Annotated in this window: 27 protein-coding genes; 14 read left to right on the top strand and 13 right to left on the bottom strand. The window is 61.5% G+C overall.

Annotated elements, in window-relative coordinates:
* Positions 1 to 1,306: 1,306 nt before the first annotated feature.
* From BP846_RS00730 to BP846_RS00720, 3 genes are all read left to right on the top strand, one after another.
* Positions 1,307 to 2,239, top strand: a complete 933-nt coding sequence (locus BP846_RS00730) for an ABC transporter ATP-binding protein (protein ID WP_292392133.1) — start codon at positions 1,307 to 1,309, stop codon at positions 2,237 to 2,239.
* Positions 2,236 to 2,937 (top strand): heme exporter protein CcmB, encoded by a 702-nt coding sequence (locus BP846_RS00725; protein ID WP_292392132.1) that lies wholly within the window; start codon positions 2,236 to 2,238, stop codon positions 2,935 to 2,937. The genes BP846_RS00730 and BP846_RS00725 overlap by 4 nt, the downstream gene beginning before the upstream one ends.
* Before the next feature lie 92 nt (positions 2,938 to 3,029).
* Positions 3,030 to 4,565, top strand: coding sequence for a PAS domain S-box protein (locus BP846_RS00720; protein WP_292392131.1), 1,536 nt, complete (start codon positions 3,030 to 3,032; stop codon positions 4,563 to 4,565).
* A 51-nt stretch (positions 4,566 to 4,616) separates the two neighbouring features.
* Here the strand turns inward: BP846_RS00720 and serS are convergent, their stop codons facing one another.
* Complete coding sequence (gene serS, locus BP846_RS00715; protein WP_292392130.1) at positions 4,617 to 5,894, bottom strand: serine--tRNA ligase; 1,278 nt, start codon at positions 5,892 to 5,894, stop codon at positions 4,617 to 4,619.
* Positions 5,895 to 6,052: 158 nt separating this feature from the next.
* Here serS and BP846_RS00710 point away from each other — a divergent pair, with 158 nt between their 5' ends.
* Entirely contained in the window at positions 6,053 to 6,505 is a 453-nt protein-coding gene (locus tag BP846_RS00710) for a hypothetical protein (RefSeq protein WP_292392129.1), read from the top strand.
* 150 nt (positions 6,506 to 6,655) lie between these two features.
* Here the strand turns inward: BP846_RS00710 and BP846_RS00705 are convergent, their stop codons facing one another.
* From BP846_RS00705 to BP846_RS00680, 6 genes are all read right to left on the bottom strand, one after another.
* Positions 6,656 to 7,180 (bottom strand): hypothetical protein, encoded by a 525-nt coding sequence (locus BP846_RS00705; RefSeq protein WP_292392128.1) that lies wholly within the window; start codon positions 7,178 to 7,180, stop codon positions 6,656 to 6,658.
* A gap of 51 nt (positions 7,181 to 7,231) precedes the next feature.
* Positions 7,232 to 8,041, bottom strand: a complete 810-nt coding sequence (locus tag BP846_RS00700; protein WP_394339945.1) for a metal ABC transporter permease — start codon at positions 8,039 to 8,041, stop codon at positions 7,232 to 7,234.
* The gene (locus BP846_RS00695; protein WP_292392126.1) at positions 8,034 to 8,810 is read right to left on the bottom strand and encodes a metal ABC transporter ATP-binding protein; all 777 of its coding nucleotides are present in this window, start codon (positions 8,808 to 8,810) and stop codon (positions 8,034 to 8,036) included. The genes BP846_RS00700 and BP846_RS00695 overlap by 8 nt, the downstream gene beginning before the upstream one ends.
* Entirely contained in the window at positions 8,807 to 9,709 is a 903-nt protein-coding gene (locus BP846_RS00690; protein WP_292392125.1) for a metal ABC transporter solute-binding protein, Zn/Mn family, read from the bottom strand. The genes BP846_RS00695 and BP846_RS00690 overlap by 4 nt, the downstream gene beginning before the upstream one ends.
* Before the next feature lie 67 nt (positions 9,710 to 9,776).
* On the bottom strand, positions 9,777 to 10,220 hold the full coding sequence (locus BP846_RS00685) for a metal-dependent transcriptional regulator (RefSeq protein WP_292392124.1): 444 nt from the start codon (positions 10,218 to 10,220) through the stop codon (positions 9,777 to 9,779).
* 56 nt (positions 10,221 to 10,276) lie between these two features.
* A complete protein-coding gene (locus BP846_RS00680; RefSeq protein ID WP_292392123.1) occupies positions 10,277 to 11,521 on the bottom strand; it encodes a tRNA (N(6)-L-threonylcarbamoyladenosine(37)-C(2))-methylthiotransferase in 1,245 nt (414 codons plus the stop codon).
* A 146-nt stretch (positions 11,522 to 11,667) separates the two neighbouring features.
* Here BP846_RS00680 and nadX point away from each other — a divergent pair, with 146 nt between their 5' ends.
* From nadX to nadC, 3 genes are read left to right on the top strand one after another with little or no spacing between them, the layout of a single operon-like run.
* Complete coding sequence (nadX, locus tag BP846_RS00675) at positions 11,668 to 12,426, top strand: aspartate dehydrogenase (RefSeq protein ID WP_292392122.1); 759 nt, start codon at positions 11,668 to 11,670, stop codon at positions 12,424 to 12,426.
* Positions 12,427 to 12,428: 2 nt separating this feature from the next.
* Entirely contained in the window at positions 12,429 to 13,322 is an 894-nt protein-coding gene (gene nadA, locus BP846_RS00670; RefSeq protein WP_292392121.1) for a quinolinate synthase NadA, read from the top strand.
* Between the two features lie 6 nt (positions 13,323 to 13,328).
* Positions 13,329 to 14,183, top strand: coding sequence for a carboxylating nicotinate-nucleotide diphosphorylase (gene nadC / locus BP846_RS00665; protein WP_292392120.1), 855 nt, complete (start codon positions 13,329 to 13,331; stop codon positions 14,181 to 14,183).
* A gap of 36 nt (positions 14,184 to 14,219) precedes the next feature.
* Here nadC and BP846_RS00660 read toward each other — a convergent pair whose 3' ends face one another.
* Complete coding sequence (locus tag BP846_RS00660) at positions 14,220 to 14,645, bottom strand: hypothetical protein (protein ID WP_292392119.1); 426 nt, start codon at positions 14,643 to 14,645, stop codon at positions 14,220 to 14,222.
* 105 nt (positions 14,646 to 14,750) lie between these two features.
* Here BP846_RS00660 and BP846_RS00655 point away from each other — a divergent pair, with 105 nt between their 5' ends.
* The 3 genes from BP846_RS00655 (at position 14,751) to BP846_RS00645 (ending at position 16,080) form a co-directional block, all read left to right on the top strand.
* On the top strand, positions 14,751 to 15,293 hold the full coding sequence (locus BP846_RS00655) for a HEAT repeat domain-containing protein (protein ID WP_292392118.1): 543 nt from the start codon (positions 14,751 to 14,753) through the stop codon (positions 15,291 to 15,293).
* A 209-nt stretch (positions 15,294 to 15,502) separates the two neighbouring features.
* A complete protein-coding gene (locus BP846_RS00650; protein ID WP_292392117.1) occupies positions 15,503 to 15,937 on the top strand; it encodes a nucleoside deaminase in 435 nt (144 codons plus the stop codon).
* Positions 15,934 to 16,080 carry a hypothetical protein gene (locus BP846_RS00645; protein WP_292392116.1) on the top strand — a complete coding sequence of 49 codons (147 nt, stop codon included), beginning with the start codon at positions 15,934 to 15,936 and terminating at the stop codon, positions 16,078 to 16,080. Before BP846_RS00650 ends, BP846_RS00645 begins: the two co-directional genes overlap by 4 nt.
* Before the next feature lie 226 nt (positions 16,081 to 16,306).
* Here BP846_RS00645 and BP846_RS00640 read toward each other — a convergent pair whose 3' ends face one another.
* From BP846_RS00640 to BP846_RS00625, 4 genes are all read right to left on the bottom strand, one after another.
* A complete protein-coding gene (locus BP846_RS00640) occupies positions 16,307 to 16,756 on the bottom strand; it encodes a universal stress protein (protein WP_292392115.1) in 450 nt (149 codons plus the stop codon).
* A 5-nt stretch (positions 16,757 to 16,761) separates the two neighbouring features.
* On the bottom strand, positions 16,762 to 18,084 hold the full coding sequence (locus BP846_RS00635; protein WP_292392114.1) for an ArsB/NhaD family transporter: 1,323 nt from the start codon (positions 18,082 to 18,084) through the stop codon (positions 16,762 to 16,764).
* 11 nt (positions 18,085 to 18,095) lie between these two features.
* Positions 18,096 to 18,638, bottom strand: a complete 543-nt coding sequence (locus BP846_RS00630) for a universal stress protein (protein ID WP_292392113.1) — start codon at positions 18,636 to 18,638, stop codon at positions 18,096 to 18,098.
* A 146-nt stretch (positions 18,639 to 18,784) separates the two neighbouring features.
* Positions 18,785 to 19,324 (bottom strand): archaemetzincin family Zn-dependent metalloprotease, encoded by a 540-nt coding sequence (locus BP846_RS00625; RefSeq protein WP_292392112.1) that lies wholly within the window; start codon positions 19,322 to 19,324, stop codon positions 18,785 to 18,787.
* A gap of 17 nt (positions 19,325 to 19,341) precedes the next feature.
* Here BP846_RS00625 and BP846_RS00620 point away from each other — a divergent pair, with 17 nt between their 5' ends.
* Complete coding sequence (locus tag BP846_RS00620; protein WP_292392111.1) at positions 19,342 to 19,752, top strand: UPF0146 family protein; 411 nt, start codon at positions 19,342 to 19,344, stop codon at positions 19,750 to 19,752.
* Here the strand turns inward: BP846_RS00620 and BP846_RS00615 are convergent.
* Positions 19,749 to 21,113 carry a replication factor C large subunit gene (locus BP846_RS00615; RefSeq protein ID WP_292392110.1) on the bottom strand — a complete coding sequence of 455 codons (1,365 nt, stop codon included), beginning with the start codon at positions 21,111 to 21,113 and terminating at the stop codon, positions 19,749 to 19,751. The genes BP846_RS00620 and BP846_RS00615 overlap by 4 nt on opposite strands.
* A gap of 251 nt (positions 21,114 to 21,364) precedes the next feature.
* On the opposite strand from BP846_RS00615, the gene BP846_RS00610 reads away from it, so the two are divergent.
* From BP846_RS00610 to BP846_RS00600, 3 genes are all read left to right on the top strand, one after another.
* Positions 21,365 to 22,375, top strand: a complete 1,011-nt coding sequence (locus BP846_RS00610) for a methanogenesis marker 2 protein (RefSeq protein ID WP_292392109.1) — start codon at positions 21,365 to 21,367, stop codon at positions 22,373 to 22,375.
* A complete protein-coding gene (mtxX, locus tag BP846_RS00605; RefSeq protein WP_292392108.1) occupies positions 22,366 to 23,127 on the top strand; it encodes a methanogenesis marker protein Mmp4/MtxX in 762 nt (253 codons plus the stop codon). Before BP846_RS00610 ends, mtxX begins: the two co-directional genes overlap by 10 nt.
* A gap of 187 nt (positions 23,128 to 23,314) precedes the next feature.
* Complete coding sequence (locus BP846_RS00600; RefSeq protein WP_066955067.1) at positions 23,315 to 23,521, top strand: histone family protein; 207 nt, start codon at positions 23,315 to 23,317, stop codon at positions 23,519 to 23,521.
* Positions 23,522 to 23,962 lie beyond the last annotated feature (441 nt).

Below are 23,962 nucleotides of genomic sequence, written 5' to 3'. Positions count from 1 at the left end.
ATGCGGGCTTTAGAGATCTTATCTCAGGGGATGGCTCTGCTGAGGAAATCTCGAATCCCGGATGGCTGTATCAAAATGGTGGGGTTATGAGACACTTCAGTGTTTTCTCAACATATTTGGTCAATATATTTGGAAAGGAGCGCATCGAAACGGCAATTGGTATTATGGGGGTCGTGTTCCTCCTTGCTTTTCTCTCTACATCAGCATATATTGGGGTTGATCTTTTGGGGCTATCTCCGAGGTTGTCCCAAAACACCGCTACCGGGAGGGGGTGTCCCGCTCACACCTTCGGTGCTCATGCATCCGCCGGCCCGCCGGATACACCTCCCGGACCCTCCCCCGAGTGGCGATGCCCAATGGAAAGCCGTTTCACCCTCCTCGCCTAGGATACTGTTCAGATAGTAGAAGCCTCGAAGGTGAGTGTTCCGATCAGGGTGTAATGAAGGCTCAGAGATATTTTTGGGATGACCTCCCCTTTAGATGCAGAAGATGAAAGGGCTTTACTTCTTTATGCGTTCATATTCATTGCTGTGCCTTTTAGTACTGCCGCCTTTCTAGGTTCTATATTAGAAAGCTACGAATACAGTCATTGCGAGGAATGCAAACGAGACCTAGCATGCGAAAGGGTCGGGGAACCACTTATCGAGGAGATCGAAGAAAAAGGGGTGATAAAACTGGTGACGACAGAGAAGTACGAATGCCGTTTTTGTGGCCATATAAGATATAAGGTAAATAAATCCGACAAATATCATGATGCGATGCCGGTCTAACCATTGCGACAAAAGCCGTCGAGAATAAATCTTCCGCTGGTGTTTACCGATCCTCTCTTCTTGTAAAGAACCTCCTATAAAAAGCGGATTGTTCTATTTAATCCCTCAATACTCCACCGCCCACAACGAGCAGCAACCACAGGTGCCATTGCATGACCCCGGCTGGGGTTCATGGCGTTGCTCATAGGGGTGGTATCGGATCTGAAACCGGCAGCGGTGGAGATTTTGGTGGGCGATGCGAAGAAGGAGGTGAGCGGCGCAGTGAAATGCGCGACGAATAGGGGGATGAACGGTGGGGCTGGCGGGATTATTCGTTGCAATTGGCCTGGTGTTACAGTGATAGCCGCCGTGTGCCGTGCCGGGCACGAACCCTCCGTCCGCACATGGCATGAGAGCTGCCTCTTTTACATCTATGAATAGAAATCTATCTCCATGGTTCGCACCGACCATGCGGCTGAAAACCTCCGCATAACTATCATTGCCGATTCCGCCCCCTCTCAACCCTGCACCATGCGATGCCAGGGGAGGCGGCGCCCATGAACGCTGTCGAGGTCCGGGGCCTCTCGCGGTCCTTCGATGGCCGCGATATCCTCCGCGACGTCTCATTCACCGTCGGGCACGGCGAGATCTTCGGCTACCTCGGTCCGAACGGCGCTGGAAAGACGACGACTGTTAGGATCCTGCTAGGACTGCTCGCCCCCGGCGCGGGCGAGGCCCGGGTTCTTGGAAGAGACCTCGCCGTCGACGACGATGCACGCGCGAGGGTCGGGGTGCTCTTCGAGAACAACGGCCTCTCCGATAGGATGAGCGCCGCCGGCAACCTTGCCTACTACGCCGGACTCTATGGCGTTGAGGACCCGGCAGAGCGGATCGACGAACTCCTCACGCTCGTCGACCTTGCCGACCGCCGGAACGATCTGGTCGGGACGTTCTCGACCGGCATGAAACGGAAACTCGGGATCGCCCGGGCCATCCTCCACCGGCCGGAGGTCGTCTTCCTCGACGAACCGTCCTCCGGCCTCGACCCCGGCGCGCAGAGGATGGTCCGCGACCTCATCAGCGAACTCTCCCGACGGGAGGAGATGACAGTCTTCTTGAACTCCCACCACCTCGATGAGGTCCAGCGGATCTGCTCCTCGGTCGCGATCCTCGCCGGGGGCAGGATCAGGGCCTTTGACTCGGTGGCACACCTCACCGCCGCGTCAGGCCGCCCGGTCGTGACGGTCGCCCTTGCCGACCCCGGCGAGAGTGCCCGTGCGCGCGAAGAAATCGCCAGGTTGCCGTTCGTTGCTGGGTGCGAGATGAACGGCGAGGGTCTCCTCTGCACGCTCTCCGACCCCGGTGCAACTCCGGATCTCATCGCGGCCCTCGTCGGTGCCAACTTCCGCGTCGAGGAGGTCCGCCGGTCGTCCAGGTCGCTTGAAGATATCTACCTCGAACACGTCGCTCCTGCGGAGGGCGGGGCATGAGCACGTTTTCCGTCATCGCCAGGCGCGAGATGCGGCTCGCTTTCAGGAACCGGAGTGTCCTCATCACCGGGTTCATCTTCGCTATATGGTTCCCGGTCGTGTCCGCCTTCGGGATCGCTGCGGGTGCCGGTGAAGAAACCGTGGTTCTAGCCGGCAGTATTGCAGCGATCATCCTCCCGATCGGGGTCTTCATGGGCTACGTCTTCTGCGCCGATGCCTTCCTTCGGGAGAAGCGGGACGGCACCATCGAGACGCTCCTCTGCACACCGGTCTCTCTCCGCGGCCTCTGGGAGGGAAAGGCCGCCGGGGTTGCTGTGCCGGCATACCTGATGACCCTGATCTCGGCCGCAGTGACCGCCGCGACGGTCTCTGCCCTCACCGACGCCCCGGTCATCGCCGAGCCCCTGCTCCTCTTCCATCTCGCGGCCGTTGTCCCGGTCTGGGTCGCAGCCTCGGCCGGGCTCATCGGCGCGGCCCAACTCGCGCTCGGGATGCGGGAAAACCAGATCCTCGGCTTCGTCTTCATCTTCGGGTTCATCTTCCTCATCATCGCGCTCCAAGAAGTCGCACCGGGCGGGCCGGGCCTCTCGGTGATGACGGAGGCAGTCCTTGCGGCCGCCGGGATAGCACTCGTCGCCCTCGCCCGCTTCATCGCGGGGAAGGTGACACGGGAACGAGTCGTCCTGACGATACCGTGAGGTGCGGGGCCCGGGGATACAACTGAGAGAACACACCCCAACTACCCCTGGACGGAAGTATGATATACCGGTGCGACAGGGATGCATGTGCTATGCAGGAGGAGCACGATCTCCCGGCCCGCATCCTCCGTGCCCTCCGGTTCCGGCCGAAGGGCATGACCATCACCGAGGTGGCAAAACAGCTCGGCGTCACCCGGAACTCGGTCTCGAAGCACCTTGAGATCCTCCAGATCGCGGGCAAAGTCGACGTCCGGCAGATCGGGAACGCAAAACTCTACTCCCTCGCCCAGCGTGTCCCGATCTCCGCGTTCCTCTGCTTCACGAAGAATCTGATTCTGATCCTCGACGCCGACCAGCGGATCGTCCAGGTCAACGACCAGTGCTTGAAGCACCTCCGGTGTTCAAAGGAGAACCTGATCGGCCGGACCGTCCGCGAGGCCGCCCTCCCTGTCGTCTCCACCCCGGAGGCGCTCGCGGTGATCGATGAGCTTGAGCGGGAGCAGGTGATCGCCGACATCCGCTACGCGCGGGAGGACGGGGAGTTCTTCTACCAGATGCAGGCAATCCCGACGACCTTCGAGGATGGGGATAAAGGGTGCACCCTTGTCCTCGAGGATATCACCGAGCGGAAACGATACGTCAGGAATATGGAGTTTCTTGCCCGGACCGCGATGGAGCTTGTCGATATGCCGCCGGAGGCGGACATCTACCAGTACATCGCCGAGACAATTGTGAAAGTTGTTCCGAACCCACGGTGTTACGTGCATTCCTATGACGAGGCCAAACAGGAGTTCTTCATACGTGCGATGACTCCCGATAGCATCCGGAACAAGGTGAAGGAGATCATAGGAGAAGATCCCGTCGGCATGGTCTTCCCCGTCCGCGGGGTCTTTTACGCTGCCCCATTCAATGAGTCCTCATCGACGTTTTTCGCCATGAGAGAGATGCACTTTCGTCCCTATTTTGAGGATGAACAGTTATCGTTTGAAGATGCATGCCTGCACGTATTCCCTGAAGATACCTACGAGAGGCTCCAGCAGAGGTTTGAGGTCGCGAAGATATACCTCACCGGGCTGGTATGGCAGGAACAACTATTCGGTCTGGTCGGGATATGCATGGGACCCGATGAGGTACTTGAGGACAAACATGCAATCGAGTCCTTCCTCCGCCAGGCCTCCATTGCCCTTGCCCGAAGGCAGACCGAAGAACGGCTCCGCCGGAGCGAAGCCCGGTTCCGGGATCTGATCGACTCCTCGCCCGTCCCGTCTGCTGTCATCGAGAGTGGCGGCCGCTACGCCTACATCAACCGGGCGTTCACCGACCTCTTCGGGTACACGCTCGAAGACATCCCCACCGGGAAGGACTGGTTCCGGCTCGCGTTCCCCGACGAGACGCAGCGCCGCGAAGCGATCGCCGTCTGGAAGGCAGACCGGGAGCAGGCCGGCCCCGGTCGGCCCCGGCCGCGGACGTTCTCCGTCCGGTGCAGGGACGGGGAGGAGAAGGCGATCCGCTTCTCGCCGGTTGAACTCTCGGACGGGACAGAGTATGTCACCTACGAGGACGTCACCGAGGAGCGCCGGGTCTATGGGACGCTGCTTGGCGAGATAGCGCAGTTGCGAAAAAAGTAATGTGTTTCCCGGCGGGCGCGGGACGCCGGAAATCACTGTTGCCGGCCCCCGTTAAAGCGTCTCATCGCCGTAGAGGTAGGGCCTGAGGGGCTCCGGGATCGTGACCGAACCGTCCTCGTTCTGGTAGTTCTCAAGGATCGCCCGGATCGCGCGCGACGTCGCGATCGCGGTGCTGTTGAGGGTATGCACGTAGCGCTTCGACGTAAATTCGACCGGGTCGCGCACCTTGATGTTCAGCCTGACCGCCTGGTAGGCCGTGCAGTTCGAGCACGATACCGCTTCACGGTAGCGCTCCTCGCGCGGCATCCAGACCTCGAGGTCGTACTTCTTTGCGGCGACGGTCCCGATATCTCCCGTGCAGATCGAGACGATCCGGTAGGGGAGGCCGAGCTGCTGGAAGACCTCCTCGGCGTTCGCCAGCAGTTCTTCATGGAGGTCCCAGGACTGCTCAGGTGTGGCATAGATGAACTGCTCCACCTTGTGGAACTGGTGGACCCGGAAGAGCCCCTTCGTATCGATCCCATGCGCCCCGATCTCGCGCCGGAAGCACGGGCTCACTCCTGCAAGCCGGAGCGGCAGATCCTTCTCTTCGAAGATCTCATCGCTGTACATCGCGGCCATCGGGTGCTCGCTCGTCGCGATAAGGTACTCATCCTCGCCGTCGATCTTGTACATGACGTTCTCGAAGTCGGCAAGGTCGGTCACGCCCTCGTATGCGGCCCGGTTCAGCATGTACGGGGGTACAATCGGGGTATACCCGCGCGCAACAAGGAGGTCCATCGCAAACCGCTGGAGCGCCATATCGAGCAGGGCGAGCCGGCCCTTCAGGAAGTAAAATCCGGCGCCGGAGATCTTTACCGCGCGTTCGAAGTCGGCCCAATCATGCTCGACGGCAAGCGCGCCGTGGTTCTTCAGGTCGAACGCGGGAACCCTCGGTTCGCCCCATCGCCGGATCTCGACGTTCTCGGTATCATCCTTGCCGATGGGCACGCTCTCGTGCAGTATGTTCGGAAGCCGCATCAGGCGGTACCTGACTGCTTCAGTGAGCGTATCATACTCCGTCTCCGCTTCCTTGACCCGCGCGGGAAGGTCTGCCGCCTCGGAGAGGAGTCCTGCAATATCTCTCCCCGCCTTCCTTGCCTGGCTGATCTCGCGGGATATGACGTTCCTCCGGTTGCGCAGTTCTCCGATCGCCACGGTGAGTTCCCGTGCCCTCCGATCCATCTCCAGCACCTCGTCGACCCAGGCAAACTTCTCGGTATCTCCTCTCTTCGTGAGGTCTGCCCTGACGATCTCGGGGTGTGCACGAACGAACTTCAACTCAAGCATACTCTCTCTCTGTACATTTCGCCATGACGGTATATGGTCATGTTGCCCTTCTCCAGGGTTGAGTGCAGGCGACCCCGGGGGCAGAACGCCTGGACCGGGTTCTTGCCGCCCCATCGAAAACCTATTCTTATATTCCCCGGCGAACCAACCCATTTAGCATGGAAAAGAACCAGAAGATCATCTTGATGATAGGCGGCCTCATTACGCTCGGGCTGCTCTTCATCGACGTCTTCTTCGCCCTCATAGCGCTGGTCTTTGTGCTTGTCCTCCTGATGAGTATCCATATCATGGGAGAGACCGGCAATTACCCGCTCATCACTGCAGAACTCTCGGAAGATGCCCGGGAGATCCTCGTGACCAATACGGGCACTGCCCGGGCACAGAAGATTCATGTCGCCCTCGTCCCGCTCGACATCGAGTTTGATCTCGCTTCGCTCGACCCGGATGAGAAATCCGGATTTGGCCTTGCTTCCATGGTCTCTGAGGCAAAAGCCGTCGTCACGTACGAGAACGCCGATGGCCAGGAGTTTATGCGTTCGTACCCGCTCACGGCGCTCGGGGCCGGGCACGACCCGACGGAACCGATGTTCCCGCTCTTTGAGCATCGGTGAGGGGACGGGGATGCGGGAGGGCGCTCGCGGCACCGATCGTGACGCGTTCCCTGCGCGACCGGCGGTACGGCGGGAGTTTAAGCACCCCCGGGTGCGTGCTGCGACCGGCGGCCCCTCATATCCGGGAATAACTCAACAAAAAACAGGTTTTTAAGATGCGAGGTACTCGATCGTCCGCGCGAGCGCGGCCGTCAGTTCCTCCTCCTTCTCCGCATACTCGTACAGCGCCCGGTAGAGCATGAAAACGAGGTCGTAGCCGTAGATATCGAACGCCTCCTCCGGCGTCATGGGGGCGAGGTAGGAGTCGATCCGGATATCGGTGTTGGTGTACATCACTTCGTAGAAGTTCCCGTCTTCTCCGAGGACGCATATCTGGGCATCGACGGGCTTGCCCGGGTCATCCGGGCGGTACGGGAGCGGCTCGCCCTTCCCGAGGACGATCATCTTCTTGTCGTAGTATTCCTGCTCGTAGAGTTCCCCCGATGCCTCTCTCTTTGCGCGCCGGAGCATCTCAAGGCCGATCCTCTCCACGACCGGCGCCGTATCGGCGGCCATCCGCGCAAGAAAGGCTCCTGCATTCCCCCGAAGCTCCGAGGCTGAGTCTTCCTTCTTCGCCTGCAGGTCCCCGAGGGTCTCGAGGAGCCGGGTGTATCCCTCTTTGATGATCGGATCCATGTGCTCACTCACCTCTTGCGTACGCCGGCATAAGCGCACCGGTTTGTCCCGTTAGTCCCCCTGCCGGAGGCGTTCGACGCCGAGAGCACCCGCGTATACGAGCGTGCTCACGAGGATGATCGTCGCCCCCGACGGGACGTTCGCGAGGTAGGAGAGCCATATCCCCGCTACGGTGAAGATGATGCCGAGGGCGACGGCGCCAAGCATCATGCTCCAGATACGGGTGGTGTAGAGGCGGCTGATCGCCGCCGGGAGCGTGAGGAGCGCGATCACGAGGATGATCCCCACCACCCGGATCAGCATCACCACCGTGAGCGCAATCAGCACAAGGAGGAGGAGCGAGAGCCGCTCGACCGGCAGGTTCATGACCGTCGCGTAGTCCGGGTCGAAGGTGACTGCCTGAAGCTCCCGGTAGAGGAAGGCTACGACGGCGACGATGATGACGACGAGGAGAGTCATCAGCAGGATGTCCCCCCGCGGCACGAGGAGGATGTTCCCGAAGAGGTAGGAGAAGAGGTCGGGAGCAAACCCCGGCGTCAGGTAGACGAAGAGAATCCCTATTGCCATACCGGCAGCCCAGACAGCGCCGATGAGCGTATCCATCTGCTGCCGGGCCCGGAGCTGGAGCGCGCCCATCCCGAGCGCTGTCGCCACGGTGAACCCGGCGGCCCCGATGAGCGGGTCGATCCCGAGGAAGTAGCCGAGACCAATCCCGCCGAAGGCCGCGTGGGATATGCCGCCGCTGACCGAGACCATCCGCCGCACTACGACGTAGGTGCCGATGATACCGCAGGCGACGCTCGCGAGCGCCCCGGCGACGAGCGCGTTCCTGAAGAACTCAAACCCGAGCACCTCAAACATCGTCATCATCCCGGGAATGCTCCGGGAAGACCCGGTGCGGAACGCCGTGGGCGATGAGATCCACCGGGCAGTGGTATGCGGCCTCGAGCATATCCGGCGTGATCTCGTTCGTGTCGTGCGTATAGAGATGCCTGTTTAAGCAGGCGACCCGGGTCACATGATCCGGGAGCACCCCGATATCGTGGGTCACGAGGACGATCGCCATACGGTCACGGAGCCGGTCCAGGATCCCGTAGAACTGCGCCTCCGTCGGGGCGTCCACGTAGACCGTCGGCTCGTCGAGGAGGAGCACCTTTGGGTCGCCGACGAGCGCCCGGGCGATGATCGCCCGCTGCTGCTCCCCACCCGAGAGGTCCCGGATCTGCCGGTCGGCGAGATCGGCGATGCGCATCGTCTCGAGCGCTTCTTCGGCCCGGGCGTGGTCTTCGGCATCGTAGCGCCGCGGCCGGCGGGTGATGTGGCCGAGACGGCCGGAGAGGACCATCTCCCGCACGGTGATGGGATACTCGAAGTCGAACGTCCGGAACTGGGGGACGTAGCCGAGATTCTTTCGCATCGCCGCCTCTGTGCTGCCGAGGATCCGGACCTCGCCCGCGGCGGGGGCGAGGAGCCCCAGGATAACCCGGAGGAGCGTCGTCTTCCCGCCGCCGTTCGGCCCGATGATCGCGTAAAAATCATCAGGATAGATGGCGAGGCTCACGCCCTCGAGCACGGTCTGGCCCCGCAGCCTGACCCAGACATCGTCGACATCGATCACGGGAGCGCTCATGACCTGCCGCTCCCCGCGAATGCTGAGGCCACGTGTCGCATGTTCTCCAGGTAATCTTTCGCGAGCGGGCTTACCAGCACCACGGTGCCGCCGATCTCGTCCGCGATCACCTCGGCGTTCCGGGTCGAGTGCTCGGGCGACGCAAATATCACCCTGATATGCTCCTCCTTCGCCTGCTCGATGAGGTGTTCTATCCTCTGTGGGGAGGGTTCCTTCCCCTCGTCCTCGATAGGGACCTCGGTGAAGCCGTAGTCCCGTGCAAGGTAGGCCCACGACGAGTGGTAGACCATGACCTTCTTCGCCCCTGATTCGGCAAGCGCCCCGGCGATCTCCGCGTCCAGGGCATCGAGTTCCTTCAGGTATGCGTCGGCGTTCCTGCGGTAGTCGTCGGCGTTTGCCGGGTCGACTTCTGCAAGGCCCTCTCGGATGTTCTCGACCATGACCTTCGCGTTCCGGGGAGAGACCCAGATGTGCGGGTCGGTCCCGGGGTGGCCGCCTTCGCCGGTCGATATAAGGTCGATACCGCGTGAGCAGTCGACGATCCGCATCTCAGGGTTCAGGGCGGCGATCTTCTCCTTCCAGGCGAGTTCGAACTCTATACCCGACCCCACCGCGGCATACATATCCGCCTCTGCGACATCGGCAAGGACTCCCGGCGGCGGTTCATAGGTGTGCGGGTCGGCCCCCGGCGGCACCAGCAGGATCACCCGGACGTGATCGCCCCCCACCCGCTCCACGAACTCCTGCTCGGGAGGTATAGTGACCGCGACAACGACTTTCCCATCATCCTGCCGCTCGGTTCCGGTGCATCCTGCCGTGGCTGCTGCCAGCAGGAGGACTACGAATACGGCTGCAGCAAGCGAGAGGGGAGCGACATTGCCGTTATCCTGTCTTCTCATGCTTCTCCAATCCTGATTTGGTGTGAGTCTAAACCTACTCCCCCTGCGGGGATAAAGCGTTGTGCCGTCACCTCTCGGGGCCGCCTGAGGGGCAGCAGCAACAGTGATCGTGCTCGATCTCCCCGCAGACGCTCATCATCGGGTGCCCGAGCGACATACACATCCTGTTGGTGAGGTCCTTTGAGACGCACTGCTCGATCTTCTTCGCCTCCCTGCAGGCTTCGCCGGGCTCAAGGCCGTAGCGGCTGAGCACCAGGGCGACGATCCGATGACGCCGGATCAGGAATCGGGCGTAGTCGGTGCCGATGGGCGTGATCTTCACACCGTGATAGGGTGAATGCTCGATGTAACCCGCCTTTGCGATCTCTGCAAGCGCCTTTGTCGCCGTCGAGGGCGCGATAGAGAAATGGGCGGCAACATCTGTCGTCTTCACGACATGGCCCTGCATATGGATGTATTTGAGGTATTCGGCCTTCCTCGAGGAGAGTTCGTGCCCGGTGATCCCCTGCATGGCAGAAGAGTATGCTTCGCCGGAAGAAAAGTTTTCGGTAGTACCAAACTCCCGGGCTAACCCCTGTGCCCGGCACCGGACGGGACCCGTTCGCCGGTGACGTAGTGCCGCCGGGTGTTGGTGATCACCACCCTCCCCGAGAACCCGAACGGCAGATCCTCTCCGACAACGACGTTGAGGTAGCAGGGGTTGCGGCAGACGGTCGACCCGGGTGCGTTCTTCTCCGTTGCAACGACCGGTGTCTCCCGACCCATCCAGCGCTCGTTATAACAGTCGTAGATCCGGTTCGCCTCGCGAAGTAGCGCCCGGGACCGATCTTTCCGGATCCGCTCGGGGAGGTCCTTCCAGGCAGCGGCCGGCGTTCCGGGTCGCCGGGAGTAGCGGGTTATGTTCACCTTCACAAACGCCGCCCTTCGGAGAAGGTCGAGCGTCTGCTGGAACTCCTCGTCCGTCTCCCCGGGAAACCCTGTGATGAAGTCCGACGATATCATCATATCCGGGAACGCTGCCCGGAACGTATCGACAACCCTCACGACATCGGCCGCCCGGTAGCCGCGTTGCATCCGTTCGAGGACGGCGTCGGAGCCCGACTGGACGGGAAGGTGAAGGAACTGAAAAATCTTATCGCTCTCATAGGCCTCGACGAGCGCATCAAGGATCCCGAGCACCGAGGCCGGGTGCATCATCCCCGGCCGGACGGCGAACTCCCCCGGTATATCTGCGATCGCCCGCAGGAGGTCCGGGAGTGATTCGCCCCGGTCGAGCCCCCAGGCAGCCACGTCCTGTCCGGTCAACTGAATCTCGTAGGCGCCCGACGCGACAAGATGCCGGACGGCATCGAGTATAGCCTGTGCAGGTGCGCTCTTGAGCCGCCCCCGTGCGAGCCGGGTGATGCAGTAACTGCACCGGCCGACGCACCCGCTCGCCACCTGCACCACGCCGATTGCTCCTGCTCCCCGGGTGCCGACGCTGCAAGAGCGCTCGTGAATCTCGTCTGGGAGAATGACGTGCGGCGTGCAGACCGAGCGGACCCTCTCCATCTGGACAAGCGGCATGCACCCGGTCACATAGAGGTCCCGGTCGGCGAACGCAGCGAGGCGGCGGAGCATCTTGCGCTCGGTTGTGCCGATCACCGTGCAGGTGTTGATGATCACGGCGTCCGCCTCGTCCGGCCCGGTCAGCGTGCAGCCGAGACCTTCCAGTATCGCCGTGAGCCTCCGGGTGTCGGCGTGGTTGTAGGTGCACCCGTAACTCTCGATGTAGATTCGTTTTCCTCGTAAATCTTCTAGAGTGGTGGTCATCGACTCTCCTTGCGCGCGGTTGGCAGCCAGCCTGATCTCCCGGCGGTGTGATCTCCCCTTCCGGTCGGAGGATATTTTACCCCTCTTCCGGGCGATTTTGTGCAGAGCACAATACTTAACCGCTAATATTACAATTTCTTTATTCGATGATTAAAATAGGGTTGCTAGGATGCGGCAACGTCGGGCGCATCATCGCCACGCACGCCGAGAGCATCCAGGTTGTCGCAGTCTTCGATATCATCCCCGGGCGGGCGGAAGAACTGGCGGCGCTCTGCCATGCCCGGTCGTATACGGACTTTGACGCCTTCATGCAGGAAGACTTCTCGATTGTTGTGGAAGCTGCCTCCGTCGACGCTGTCAGATACTACGGGGAGGCAGTCCTCCGGTCGGGACGGGACATCATCGTCCTCTCCGGGGGGGCTCTCGCGGATGAGGAGTTCCGCGAGCGCCTCATCGAGGCTGCACGGGAGGCGGGAAAGAAGATCCGTATACCAAGCGGTGCCATCGTCGGGCTCGATAACCTCAAGATCGGCCAGGTATCGCCGCCGGAAAAACTCCTCCTCCGGACGACAAAACCTCCCGCATCACTCGGGATGACCGCCACGACCCGGACGGAGATATTTAAAGGGCTGGCGCACGACTGTATAAAGCAATACCCGAAAAATATCAACGTCGCAGTAGCGTTGGGACTTGCTGCCGGCCGGGATGCCGATGTGGAACTCTGGGTCGACCCTGCAGCAGAGAGGAACATTCACGAGATATTCGTCGAGGGCGACTTCGGGGACATCTACATAAGGGTCAGGAACGTCCCGAGCCCTGATAACCCCGCCACAAGTTATATGGCGGCCCTCTCCATCCTGACGCTCTTAAAGAACCTCGAAAACCCTCTGGTGGTGGGTACATAGCAATGGAAAAAGAGATTCGTGCGCTCAAAGCCAGGAAGAACGCAGTCATCATGGCACATAACTACCAGCCCCTGGCGATCCAGGCGCTCGCCGATGTCGTGGGCGACAGCCTCGAGCTCGCGGTGAAGGCGAAGGAAGCCAAGGCGGACCTGATTGTCATCTGCGGCGTCCGGTTTATGGCCGAGACGGCGAAGATCCTCAACCCCGAACGGAAGGTGATCATCCCGGTGGAGGATGCGGGGTGCCCCCTCGCTGACTTTCTGACCCCGGACCTGATCCGGGAGGCACGACAGCGGTATCCTGATGCAGCCGTGGTGGTCTACGTCAACAGCACAGCGGAGAGCAAGGCGCTCGCTGATATAACCTGCACATCGGCAAACGCAGTCAGGGTCGTTGGGTCGCTTTCGAACACTACGATCCTCTTCGGGCCGGATGCAAACCTTGCGGCATACGTCCAGCGGGAGCTTCCCGAGAAGACGATCATCCCTATCTCCCCCGGCGGCCACTGCTATGTCCACACCGGGTTTACTCTTGCCGACGTCGAAGCGGCCCGGAAGAAGGGCGGTATGGTCGTCTGTCACCCCGAATGCCTGCCGGAGGTCCAGGAGAAGGCGGACCTGATCGCGTCCACTGGAGGCATGGTCCGGGGTGCCGCTGATGGAGATGAGCCCTGGTCGGTCTTCACCGAGCGGGAGATGGTCTCCCGCCTGCGGGTGCTCTACCCGGGAAGAGTCTTTTACGAGAAACCGGAGGCAGTCTGCGCGGATATGAAGAAGATATCCCTTGCCGACCTCCAGCAGGCGCTCGATCGCGAGGAGCACGAGATCGTCCTCTCCCCTGAGGTCATGGACCGGGCGCGGCGGGCTATCGAGCGGATGATCGCTGTCGGGGCGTGAGTGCGTATGATCCCGGTCGAGGACCTGCTCCGGTTCATCCGGGAGGATGCGCCGTGGGGCGACGTCACCTCTGAAGCGGTCGTCCCCGACGTCGCCTGCCGGGCGGTGGTCCGGGCGAACGATCCGGGGACCGTCGCTGGTCTTGCGGAGGCTCGGGCGCTCTTTGAGCACTTCGGGGTCACGGTTCGCGAGCGTATCCCTGATGGCAGGGCGGTCGCCCCGGGGGCGATCCTCCTTGAACTCGACGGCCCTGCAAGGGCGGTCCTCCTCGTGGAGCGGACGGCGCTCAACATCATTGGGCGGATGAGCGGAATTGCGACGCGGACCCGGGAAGCGGTCGATGCTGTCCGCACGGTCTCGCCGGACGTGCGGGTCGCTGCGACCCGGAAGACGGCCCCGGGGCTCCGGGTGCTCGACAAGAAGGCGGTGATGCTCGGCGGGGGCGACCCGCACCGCTACTGCCTTTCGGATATGGTCCTGATCAAGGATAACCACCTCGTGCTGGTGCCGCTCCCGGAAGCGATCCGGAGGGCGAGGGGAGAGAGCGCCTACCGGACAGTCGAGGTGGAGGTCGAGACGGCTGAGGACGCAATCACGGCTGCAAAAGCCGGGGCGGACGTCGTCCTGCTCGACAACATGGCACCGGACGCGGTCCGGGAGACGGTTCGTGCGCTCAGCGAGCGGGGTCTCCGGGACCGCCTGATCCTCGAGGTCTCGGGAGGGGTTGGGGCCGGCGACCTTGCCGGGTATGCCGCGACAGGGATCGATATCATCAGTATGGGCGCGCTCACCCATACGGTCAGGAACTTCGACGTGAGCCTGGATATTCTGAAGGGAGCAGGCACGGTCCGGGTTCCGTGACCGGTGCCGGAAGCGTCCGGGAGAAGAAAGAGGGGATCAGGAGACTGTCGGCGTATCCTCCATCGCGAGTTCGTCGAGAAACGGCATAACCCCTTTGACGTACGGCACGGCTTTCCCCTCCCGTATCCCAAGTTCCCCGTAGGCGACGACCTCCACGACCAGCGGGAGTTCGTCCAGGCGCTGGGTGAAGAGGGGGTCCGACTCGGTGGCGAATCGGAGAAATGCGTCCAGCCTGATGAACGGGCGATCCAGGTCCGGGACGTCACCGTATTCCTGCAGGTCTTCCCGGAGCGTAGAGTCCCGGGCCAGGTCTTCCTCAAAGTAGAGGTAGATATGGAAGTTGTTGCGTTTTCCTATCGTATCGAGATCCCTGATGTCGATCTTCGCTCCCGGGACGATGCCGAGGCGTTCCAGATCCGGCGGGAACGCCGTACCCTCCGGTGTACCGGTCGGACACTCCATACTATGGTGATGGGAGCGATAGTAGAAAAATGCACCTCCCGGTGGCGCCCCCTTGCGGGGCAAAACCTTATACTCCGGTGACCCAAGGTGAGCGTGAGGTGGCCTATGGCAGGGAAGGATTCGTCAGTACCGGGAGGAGGGGCCGCAGACCTCGACAGGGAGAAGAAACTCCACAGGTATCTCTCGATGCTGGAGTCCGGGAATTCCAACGAGCGGTGGCGGGCGGCGGATGTGCTTGGGGAGATAGGCGACCGTCGTGCGGTGCAGCCGCTGATCCGGGCGCTGGATGACGAATACGTCGATGTCCGGTGGAAGGCGGCGAAAGCGCTCGGGATTATTGATGAACGCGAACCTGTGCTCCCGCTGATACGGAGCCTGGAGGACGATAATTCCTGGGTCAGGGCAGGGGCGGCATGGGCACTCGGGAACATAGGCGATCCCCGGGCCGTCGAGCCGCTGATCCGGGTTCTCGACGACGCAAAACCCCGGGTCCGGAGGATGGCGGCACGGGCGCTCGGCCGGATAGGCAACCCGCGGGCCAGGGAATCCCTGGTGCGCCTCCTCGGCGATGCTGACCGCGACGTCAGGCTTGCCGCCCGGGAGGCGCTCGACGAGATCGGGACCGAGCGGGAGATTCCGAGCGTCTGACTCTGTGCGGGTAAAATCCGGGTATGCTCCCCCGCTCTTTGCCGCCGGACCGGGCCGCCGCCGGGTATTGAACCTATCTCCACTGCCGGAGCCTGGTTCCATCGCATCCTTCTCGTATGTGTTTATAATCTTGTAGTAACTTCTTTTATCTGGCTACTGATTACGATCAGTTTATAATCCCATTTGTGTTATCCAGGAGACCGTCAGATATGGACTTATTCATGAAGTGCGCCATCGAAGAGGCAGAAGAGGGGCTTCGGGAGGGTGGGATACCCATCGGGTCGGTGCTGGTTCGCGGCGGCCGGATCATCGGCCGGGGACACAACCGCCGTGTCCAGTGTAACGACCCTATACTCCACGCCGAGATTGACTGCCTGAGGAACGCCGGGCGGCTCCAGAGTTACGCAGAGTGTACTCTCTACTCCACGCTGATGCCCTGCTACCTCTGTGCAGGAGCGGCCGTCCAGTTCGGGATCGGGAAGGTCGTGGCAGGAGAGTCGGTAAACTTCCCGGGAGCCCGGGAGTTCCTCGAATCTCACGGTGTCGAGGTGCTCGACCTGGATCTTGACGTCTGCAAAGCGATGATGCACGCGTTCATCGAGGCGCACCCCGACCTCTGGTATGAGGATATCGGGGCATTGTGAGTGATCCCATGGCTGGAGACGCACTGCCCCGCTACGCCGTCGTTGCCGCCGCCTCCCTCCTCATCGGGGCCTGCATCACCCTTGCGGTCGCCCCCCCTCCTCGCCGTCGACTTCTGGACGGGCGACCTCTCGGAAGACCTTGAGCAGGTGAAGTAAGCCCGGATCTTCGGCAGTCCTGCCCGGGAGGAGACCTCCTCTCCATCCCGGCATGATATGCGGGTGTGGGACGGGGAGGGAACCAGAGATGTGCCCGGTGCCGTCGGCTGTGGCAGGCGTCGCTTCAGGTACGGTCGAGCGCCGTGTCGGTCAGCGAGCAGGATGCCCGCAAGGCCTGCTCCCGGGAGGTTGCACCGGCCAAAAATGAGATGGTCACCGGACGACGAGCAGCGGCGGCCTGACCGCACCGCCAATCTGTTCGAGCAGGGCGCTGATCCGGGTCTTCCCGCTCCTGCCGAAAGCGCCCATGACGACCAGCCCGTATTCGCCGGAGTTCGCCTCCCGCAACACCTCATCCCTGATCCGGCCTTCCATGATCTTTGATGAGCACCGGACCTTCTCCCCCGTATAGCGGGAGAGGATGGCGGTGAGTTCTTGCTGGGTGCTCTTCCGCATATCTCCCCAGATCCGGCCCTCATAGTCCTTTACCTGGTCGCATATGCCGCTCTGGGCGCAGAAGTTGAACGCCAGCGCTCTGGCCTCCGCTATATCCAGCACCGAGAAGAGGACCACCTCGGCATTCTTCCGCTTTGCCAGTTCAATCGCATGCAGAGCCGCCTTGTGACTCCACTTCGAACCATCGATAAGCACGAGTATTTTCATGTCGTTCACACCACAAACATCATCCAGAGCATGCCAAAGCCCACCGCCACCGTCACGAAGAGCACCAGCATCCCTACTTTCAGGAAATCGATAAAGGTGATGCCGATCCCCTCACGCTCAGCGATACCGATAACAACAACGTTTGCCGACGCTCCGATGGCAGTGCCGTTCCCGCCGAGGCATGCACCGAGGGCGAGCGCCCACCAGAGCGGATAGACATCCATCGTCGTCCCGAGGTCGTGGATGAGCGGTATCATCGCCGCGGTCAGGGGGATGTTGTCCACGATCGCCGAGGCGATGGCGGCAAACCAGGTCACGATGAACATCGCTTCACCGGTAGAACTGACGTTCTCGACCATGACCGAGGCGATGCTCGCGATGACGCCGGTCTCGACGAGGGCGCCGACGATGACAAAGAGCCCGCCGAAGAAGAAGAGGGCCGGCCACTCGATCTTCTCGAAGATCTCCTCTGGAGACTGCCTGCTCCAGAAGAGGAGGATCGCCGCCCCGATGAGGGCTACCTCTGCGGGCTCAAGCCCCATCGTCGGGTCGACGAACGGCAGGACTATGTGCAGGATCTCCCCGATCCGGTCGTGAATGAAGAAGAGGACGACCACGAAGGCGATGACGGCCACCGACTTCTTGAAGAGCGCCCGGTCGACGATCGCCGCCCGCTCATCGAGGCCGTTGAGCGTCCGGACCATCTCCTTGCGCTCATCGGGGCTCACCTTCATGGACCGGCCGTAGATGAGGTACATCATCCCTATGAGAATCGCCATATCGATGGCCATGATGGGGCCGAGGTGGATCAGGAACTCGTTGAACGTCAGTCCCGCAGACGATGCGATCATGATATTCGGGGGATCGCCGATGAGCGTCGCGGCCCCGCCGATGTTGGAGGCGAAGATCTCCGTGACCAGGAACGGTATGGGGTTGAGCTTCATCACCCTCGCGACGTAGAGGAGCATCGGGGTGAGGAGGAGGACCGTGGTGACGTTGTCGAGGAACGCGCTCACGAGCGCAGTCACGAGCGCAAAGAGGATGAGAACCCGGATAGGACTTCCGTTCGCGAGTTTTGCCGTCTTTATGGCGATGTACTCGAAGAGGCCGCTACCGCGGGCGGTATTGACGATGATCATCATGCCGAGGAGCAGGAAGATCGTCCCGAAGTCGACGTGCTGGAGGAGCGCCTCCCAGGGGACGATACCGATGAAGACGACGATCGCCGCCCCGAGCATGGCGGCAACCGCCCGGTGGATCCGCTCGTCGATGATGAGCGCGTAGGTGAAGAGAAAGACCGCTATAGCGATGAGTGCAACAGTTTCCATTGATGCACCCGTCAGTAGATGAGCGCGGGTGTCTCCACCCGCTGGCAGATACGCAGGACGATTGGGCTGACCGAGACGTCGGTCGACTCCCCGTCAGCATAGCGTCGGCAGAGTGCAACCATGTCGTGATTCTTTGCTATCCTGACAACATCGTCGCCCTTATGCCCGACAAACATCCGCGTCTGGGTTGAGAAGCCGTGTTCTTTGAGTTTTGCCGCGGTCCGTTCGAGAAGCTCCCGCCCCTCCTCTTCCTTCTTCGCCCGGAATTCCTCCGTTGATGCATGGTTGAGCGCCTGCTCAAGGAGTTCGATAACCCCGGCATCGGTGATGTAGGCAAGCGAGATGGTGGCGTTGTAGGCAGAGAGCACCTCGATGGCTTCGTCGGTGATATCGTGGACGAAGATGTCGAGCGGCATCAGGATCGACCGGACCTCCGGGACGAGCATCTCCTCGTCGGTCAGCAGAAACTCACTGTAGTCCTTGAGGACTGCCTCGTAGCGCCTCCCGACGATATCTTTGAACTTTCGCTGGATTAAGGAAGAAGAGTATCCCATTGTAATTCACTCCTAGGTTTCCCGTGACTTTCGTTTAAAACTTTTGCCAGGCCGTCCCTGCAGGGCTCTCTCCCGGAACGCCGTGAGGTGTTCCCGACGGGAGTTGTCAGCAGCCAGCATGAGAGCAGCAGCGTCGGGGGCTGCTGTCATCCCTCTTCCCCGGGGCCCGGCGCCTCCCTGCAGGCCGGACAGAGCATCTTCTTCTTCCGGTCCAGTTCGTCCAGAGTCCGCGGCCGGAACATGACGCATTCGGGGTTTTCGCAGTGCCCGAGCCCGAGGAGGTGCCCGAGTTCGTGTGCTCCCTCTTTCGCGGTCCGGTCGATCAGGTCGGTGTCGTCCGGTCTCCTCCCATAGTAACCGTTCCCGAGGCGGGCGGTCGAGACGATGGCGACGCCGCTTGCCGGCCTCGCGAGGCCGAAGACGAAGTCGCACCCGTTGACGTAGAGGTCCCGGGAGGTGACGAGCAGCAGGGGGCCGGGGATGTCGTATCTGCGGGTGAGGGTATCCTGCAGGCGGTCCAGGATCTTTTGAGCATCGTGCTGGTCACGGTTCCTGTCGTAACCGTCGATGATGAACGGGTACTCGACGAGCCCGGTCTCTCTTCCGAGGATCATCGCTATCATCCGGGCGACCGGGAGCTCGATACCTGCCGGTGCCTGCGGATCCCAAAGAATATTGATGCCCATTACATAATCTCTGGGTAATGCGTCACTATAAACGTATTGAACGGAGCATCGGAGAGTATATCGCCGCTCGCTACCGTCGGGTCGTGGAAGTGGGCATCGGCAACAATCCCGACGCCGCCCGGGTTATCGCGGCAGCCGGCGCTCTTACCCTCTGCACTGATATAAGGGCCGGCATCCGGCACGACGGGCTCACGGTGGTGACCGACGATATATTCGAGCCCGAGATCGGGCTGTATGCAGGTGCGGACCTGATCTACGCCGTGCGTCCCGGTGTGGAGATGGTCCCGCCGCTGATCGCGCTTGCCGACCGGGTCAACTGCGATCTACTCGTCTACCACCTGGGATGTGAGATATACAAGGACGGCGGCGAGATCGTGGACTGCGGCCCGGTCCTCCTCCACCGCTACCACCGCCGCCGCAGCCCTTAAAAGAGCGTCGCCTGACCCGGGGGGAGGTCCTGCCGCATCTCTGCGGTGTCGCCGGGAGGATCGTCGTCTCTGGGCTTCCTGCCTTTGCCGGAGGCCTTCTGTTTGCCTGACTCCTTCTTCTCCTTCGCCTTCTCCTCCTTTGCCACGTCTTTGACCACCTTTGTGGCCCGGGCCTTATCGTGGATGAAGAGGGCGAGCTCATCTGCGTCGAGCTCGAACTCGCGGACGTATCCTGCAGGGTCCTGCTCGACGAGGATGCTGATCGCCGTGAAGAAGTCTTCACGGAGAGCATCCTCCGGTATATGCGTCATATCGCTGAGTTTCCGGGTCAGGCCTGCCCGGATCGTTTTCTGTTTCTTCGATGCTCCCATCTTCTGCCAGCGCGATGGCGGCATGATGCGGCCGTGGACGCCGTGCCCGCCGGCGGCGTCGGCGACGCCGATGAGCATGACGGCGCTTGCGTACCGCCAGAGTGTGTAGTACTGCCGCCGGTATGTCCGGCCGATATACTCGTCCGCTCTTGATAGGCAGGCGTAGCCCTTTGCCCGGGAGGCGAGATCGGGCATATGGTCGATGTTCCCTTCGAGCCACTGTTCGATGGTGTCGGGGGTATCCTCGACCTCCACCGCCATGCGGAGCAGGTCAGCGTCCCTCCGTCCCTTAAAGACCCCGCCGACGAGTTCGAAGATCGTGGATCGCTCGTCCTTTGCGGAAGTGTGGACGTCACCCGTCGCGAGGTGCTCCTTCCCGATGGCTGCGGCGTAGAGCATGTTCACCGCGGCCCGCATATCGCCGCCGGCGCGGCCGGCGATATCATCGAGCACGAGCGGATCGCACGTCACACCCTCTGCGGCACAGATCTGGCGGAGGCGGGGGACGATCGAGCGGGCCTGGAGCGCCCGGAATTGCACCGGCTCCGTGGCCGCTTTGATGTCTCTTGAGAGGGAGTAGTAATCGTTTGCTATCAGGATGATCGGCTGCTGCGACGCCGCGATGATCTCCACGATCGCCTTCGCCCCGCCCCGGTCCGCCTGCCCGTGCAGGTTGTCGGCCTCGTCGAGCAGGATGAGTTTGCGGCTCGCACCGGAGAGACTGGCCGTGGTGGAGCCCGATCCCGCCACCCGTTCGAGGGCCGATTTGGTCCGCTGGTCGGAGGCGTTCAGCTCCACCATCTCCCAGTTCATGTCGTTGGCAAGGGCGTGAGCGCTTGATGTCTTGCCGATACCGGGTTTCCCGTACAGGAGCAGCGGCTTCTTCTGCCGCGACCAGTCCCGCGCCCACTCGTACATCTGCCTGACGGCGCCGGAGTTCCCCACAACGTCCTGAAGGCGCTGTGGCCTGTACTTTTCCACCCAATCCATACAGATCTATGTGACGCGATGCATCAAAAATACAACCCCGGTGCAGACGCAGAAGATCCCGGGAGACCCTGCACGAGAACGCCGCTGTTCTGCTACCGGACGTCTGCCGGAGGTTTTTCCCGGATCGGGACCGGGCATGCTATGCCGCTTGCTATCGGTTCCCGGAGCAGAGTGCATAATACTGGTGAATCAAATACATTATCTCTGATGAGGCAGAATACCATAAGGAAAAGCGGAGTGTTGGTGTTCTTGTGGTGAAGGATTGCTCCACCGATACGGTAGCACAGGCTGTCAGGGAATACGAAGGCGTTACCCGGAAGAAGGCGATCGGAGATATGGTCCGGTCTCTCCGGATCGAGAGCCCTGATGTTGTCGCTTCGTTCGGTGAGGACGCTGCGGTCATCCGGCATAATGGGGAGGATGCCCTGCTGCTTGCGGCAGACGGCATCTGGAGCAAGCTCATGGAGGCAGACCCGTTCTGGGCAGGATACTGTGCCGTGCTCGTGAACGTTCATGATATCGCTGCTATGGGGGGAAGGCCTGTTGCGATGGTTGATATCCTCTCCGTCACGAACAACCTGATCCGCGACGAGGTGACCCGGGGCATGGTCGCTGCATCCACGCAGTTCGGCGTCCCGATCGTGGGTGGGCATCTGCACCCGGAGACGCCGTACAGCGTTGTGGATGTGGCGATCCTCGGGACGGCCAGGATAGACCAGCTCATCTTCTCGGATACGGCAGAGGAGGGTGACTGCGTGGTCGCGGCGATAGACCTCGACGGCCGGGTTCACCCGTCATGCTGTTTCAACTGGGACTCGGTCACGATGAAGTCGGCAGAGGTGGTGCGGGCCCAGATCCGGGTGATGGAGGATCTGGGAAAAGAGCGCCTGGTGACAGCCGGTAAGGATATCAGCAACCCAGGTGTCATCGGGACGCTCGGCATGCTCCTTGAGGTGAGCGAGAAGGGGGCGGTGATCGATCTTGAGGCGATACCCCGGCCGGACCTCTCCGCGCTCGGCCTTTCCTTCGAGCAGTGGGTGCGCATGTATCCCGGCATGGGGTTCATCCTGACTGCGAAAGAGGAGAACGTGGAGGAGGTCTGCCGCCGGTTTGTTGATGCCGGCATCACTGCAGCCCCTATCGGGGTGGTTAACGGCGGCCGGAGGTTGACCGTCAGGTACCTGGGCCGGGAGACACAGGTCTTTGACCTGGACCAGAACGGCATCATGCAGATCTTCACCGAAGGGAATGTATGCCGGTAACGGTCGGGCTTGGTGCGGCATCCCCTGATGCGAAGATCCTCTCGACTGTCCGGGCGGTCGGCCGGGAAGTTAACCTTATCCTTTTTTCCCGCCCCGGGACTGCTGACTTGTTCGGAGATGCGGTTACGGTCGTCGAGGCGGAGCAGCCGGAGGTCGCCCTCATCAAGGCTCTCGCCGCCGGCAGGATCGATGCCGCCGTCAGGGGCACCCTGCCTGCGTCTTCCACGCTTGCGGCCCTCAAAGGGGCCGCAGGTGTCGACCACCTGGAGCGGATAGCCCTTCTCGAGACCGCCGACGGACACCTTTTTCTCCTCGCCCCGGTCGGTGTCGACGAGGGCTGGACGGTCATGGAGAAGGTTCGATTCGTCGAGCGGGGCCGCGATATCGCCCGGAGTTTCGGTCTCGCCGATGGTGTGGCGGTCCTCTCGGGCGGACGCCTCGGGGATATCGGGCGTCACCCGACCGTCGACCGGACGATGGCGGATGCCGAGCTCGTCGCCCGCCTGACGGGTGCGGAGCATACCGAGATCCTGATCGAGGAGGCAGCGAGGCGGTACGGGATGGTCGTCGCTCCCGACGGGGTTTCCGGGAACCTGATCTTCCGCACGCTCACGTTCCTTGGAGCCGGAGCCGGGCATGGTGCTCCGGTGGTAAATATCGATAGAATTTTCGTGGATACGTCGCGCGCCTCAGCAAATTATACGAATGCAATAATGCTCGCAAAATCGATGGTGGAATCCAGAAAACCCTGAATTATGCGTCCTCTACCCGAAAAACGCAATATCTGCCTCTTTTTCAATCGCCCCATTTTTCTGCCGGATATCAGGATGCCCTGCCCATATGTATCGCTGATAGGAAAGAGAAACGTAAATTTCCGAGATAATCCCGAAATATTTAAATATTAACTCATACACTTCTTTTTAGAGGTGAAATCAGATTATGGCAGATCTACCTATTGCTGCGGTTGTACGTATCGCAAAGAAGAATGGTGCTGAGAGAGTGGGCAGCGACGCTGCTGCTGCACTGGTTACAAAGGCTGAGGCGTATATCGCCGAGCTGACCAAGGAAGCCAACAGGCTTGCCCAGCACGCGGGACGCAAGACGATCAAGGCAGAAGACGTCGAGCTCGCGGTTAAGTCCGCGTAACCCGACCGATCTTTCTTCTCTTTACCGGGGGCCCTCCGGGTCCCCTTCTCTAATCTATTCCGGCGGCGTGTGCCCCGGTGAACCCTTCCTCTGGAGTTACATCGATCGCCCGTAGTCTTGGCATTCCCCGTTGCGCTCGGGCGCCCACGCCGGCGACGGCGCGCGAGACGCCTCTCCTTGCGTTCCTGGCCGGGTTATGGTGCCGGATGACCCCGGGAGCGGTCACCCTGCGATGCGGGCTCTGCGGGTCGGCATGTCGTCCTGGGGGCGGCGGTCTTCTTCTATCCCGGGGAAGTCAGGGTGTCCCGGCCGGATTCCCTAGTGCAACGATTCCAAATTATCGGACTTAGTTAGTACTCGTCTCCCCTCCCGATGGGGCTGGTGCCGGATCCGGATCTTCCCCGGGCTCTTCCCCTGCGGTGGACCGTGGTGGCTATCGCC

This window comes from Methanoculleus sp. UBA303 (genome assembly GCA_002501655.1).
GTDB lineage: Archaea > Halobacteriota > Methanomicrobia > Methanomicrobiales > Methanoculleaceae > Methanoculleus.
The sequence above is the reverse complement of the archived record's forward strand: the minus strand, read 5'-3'. Positions and strand labels throughout refer to the sequence as shown.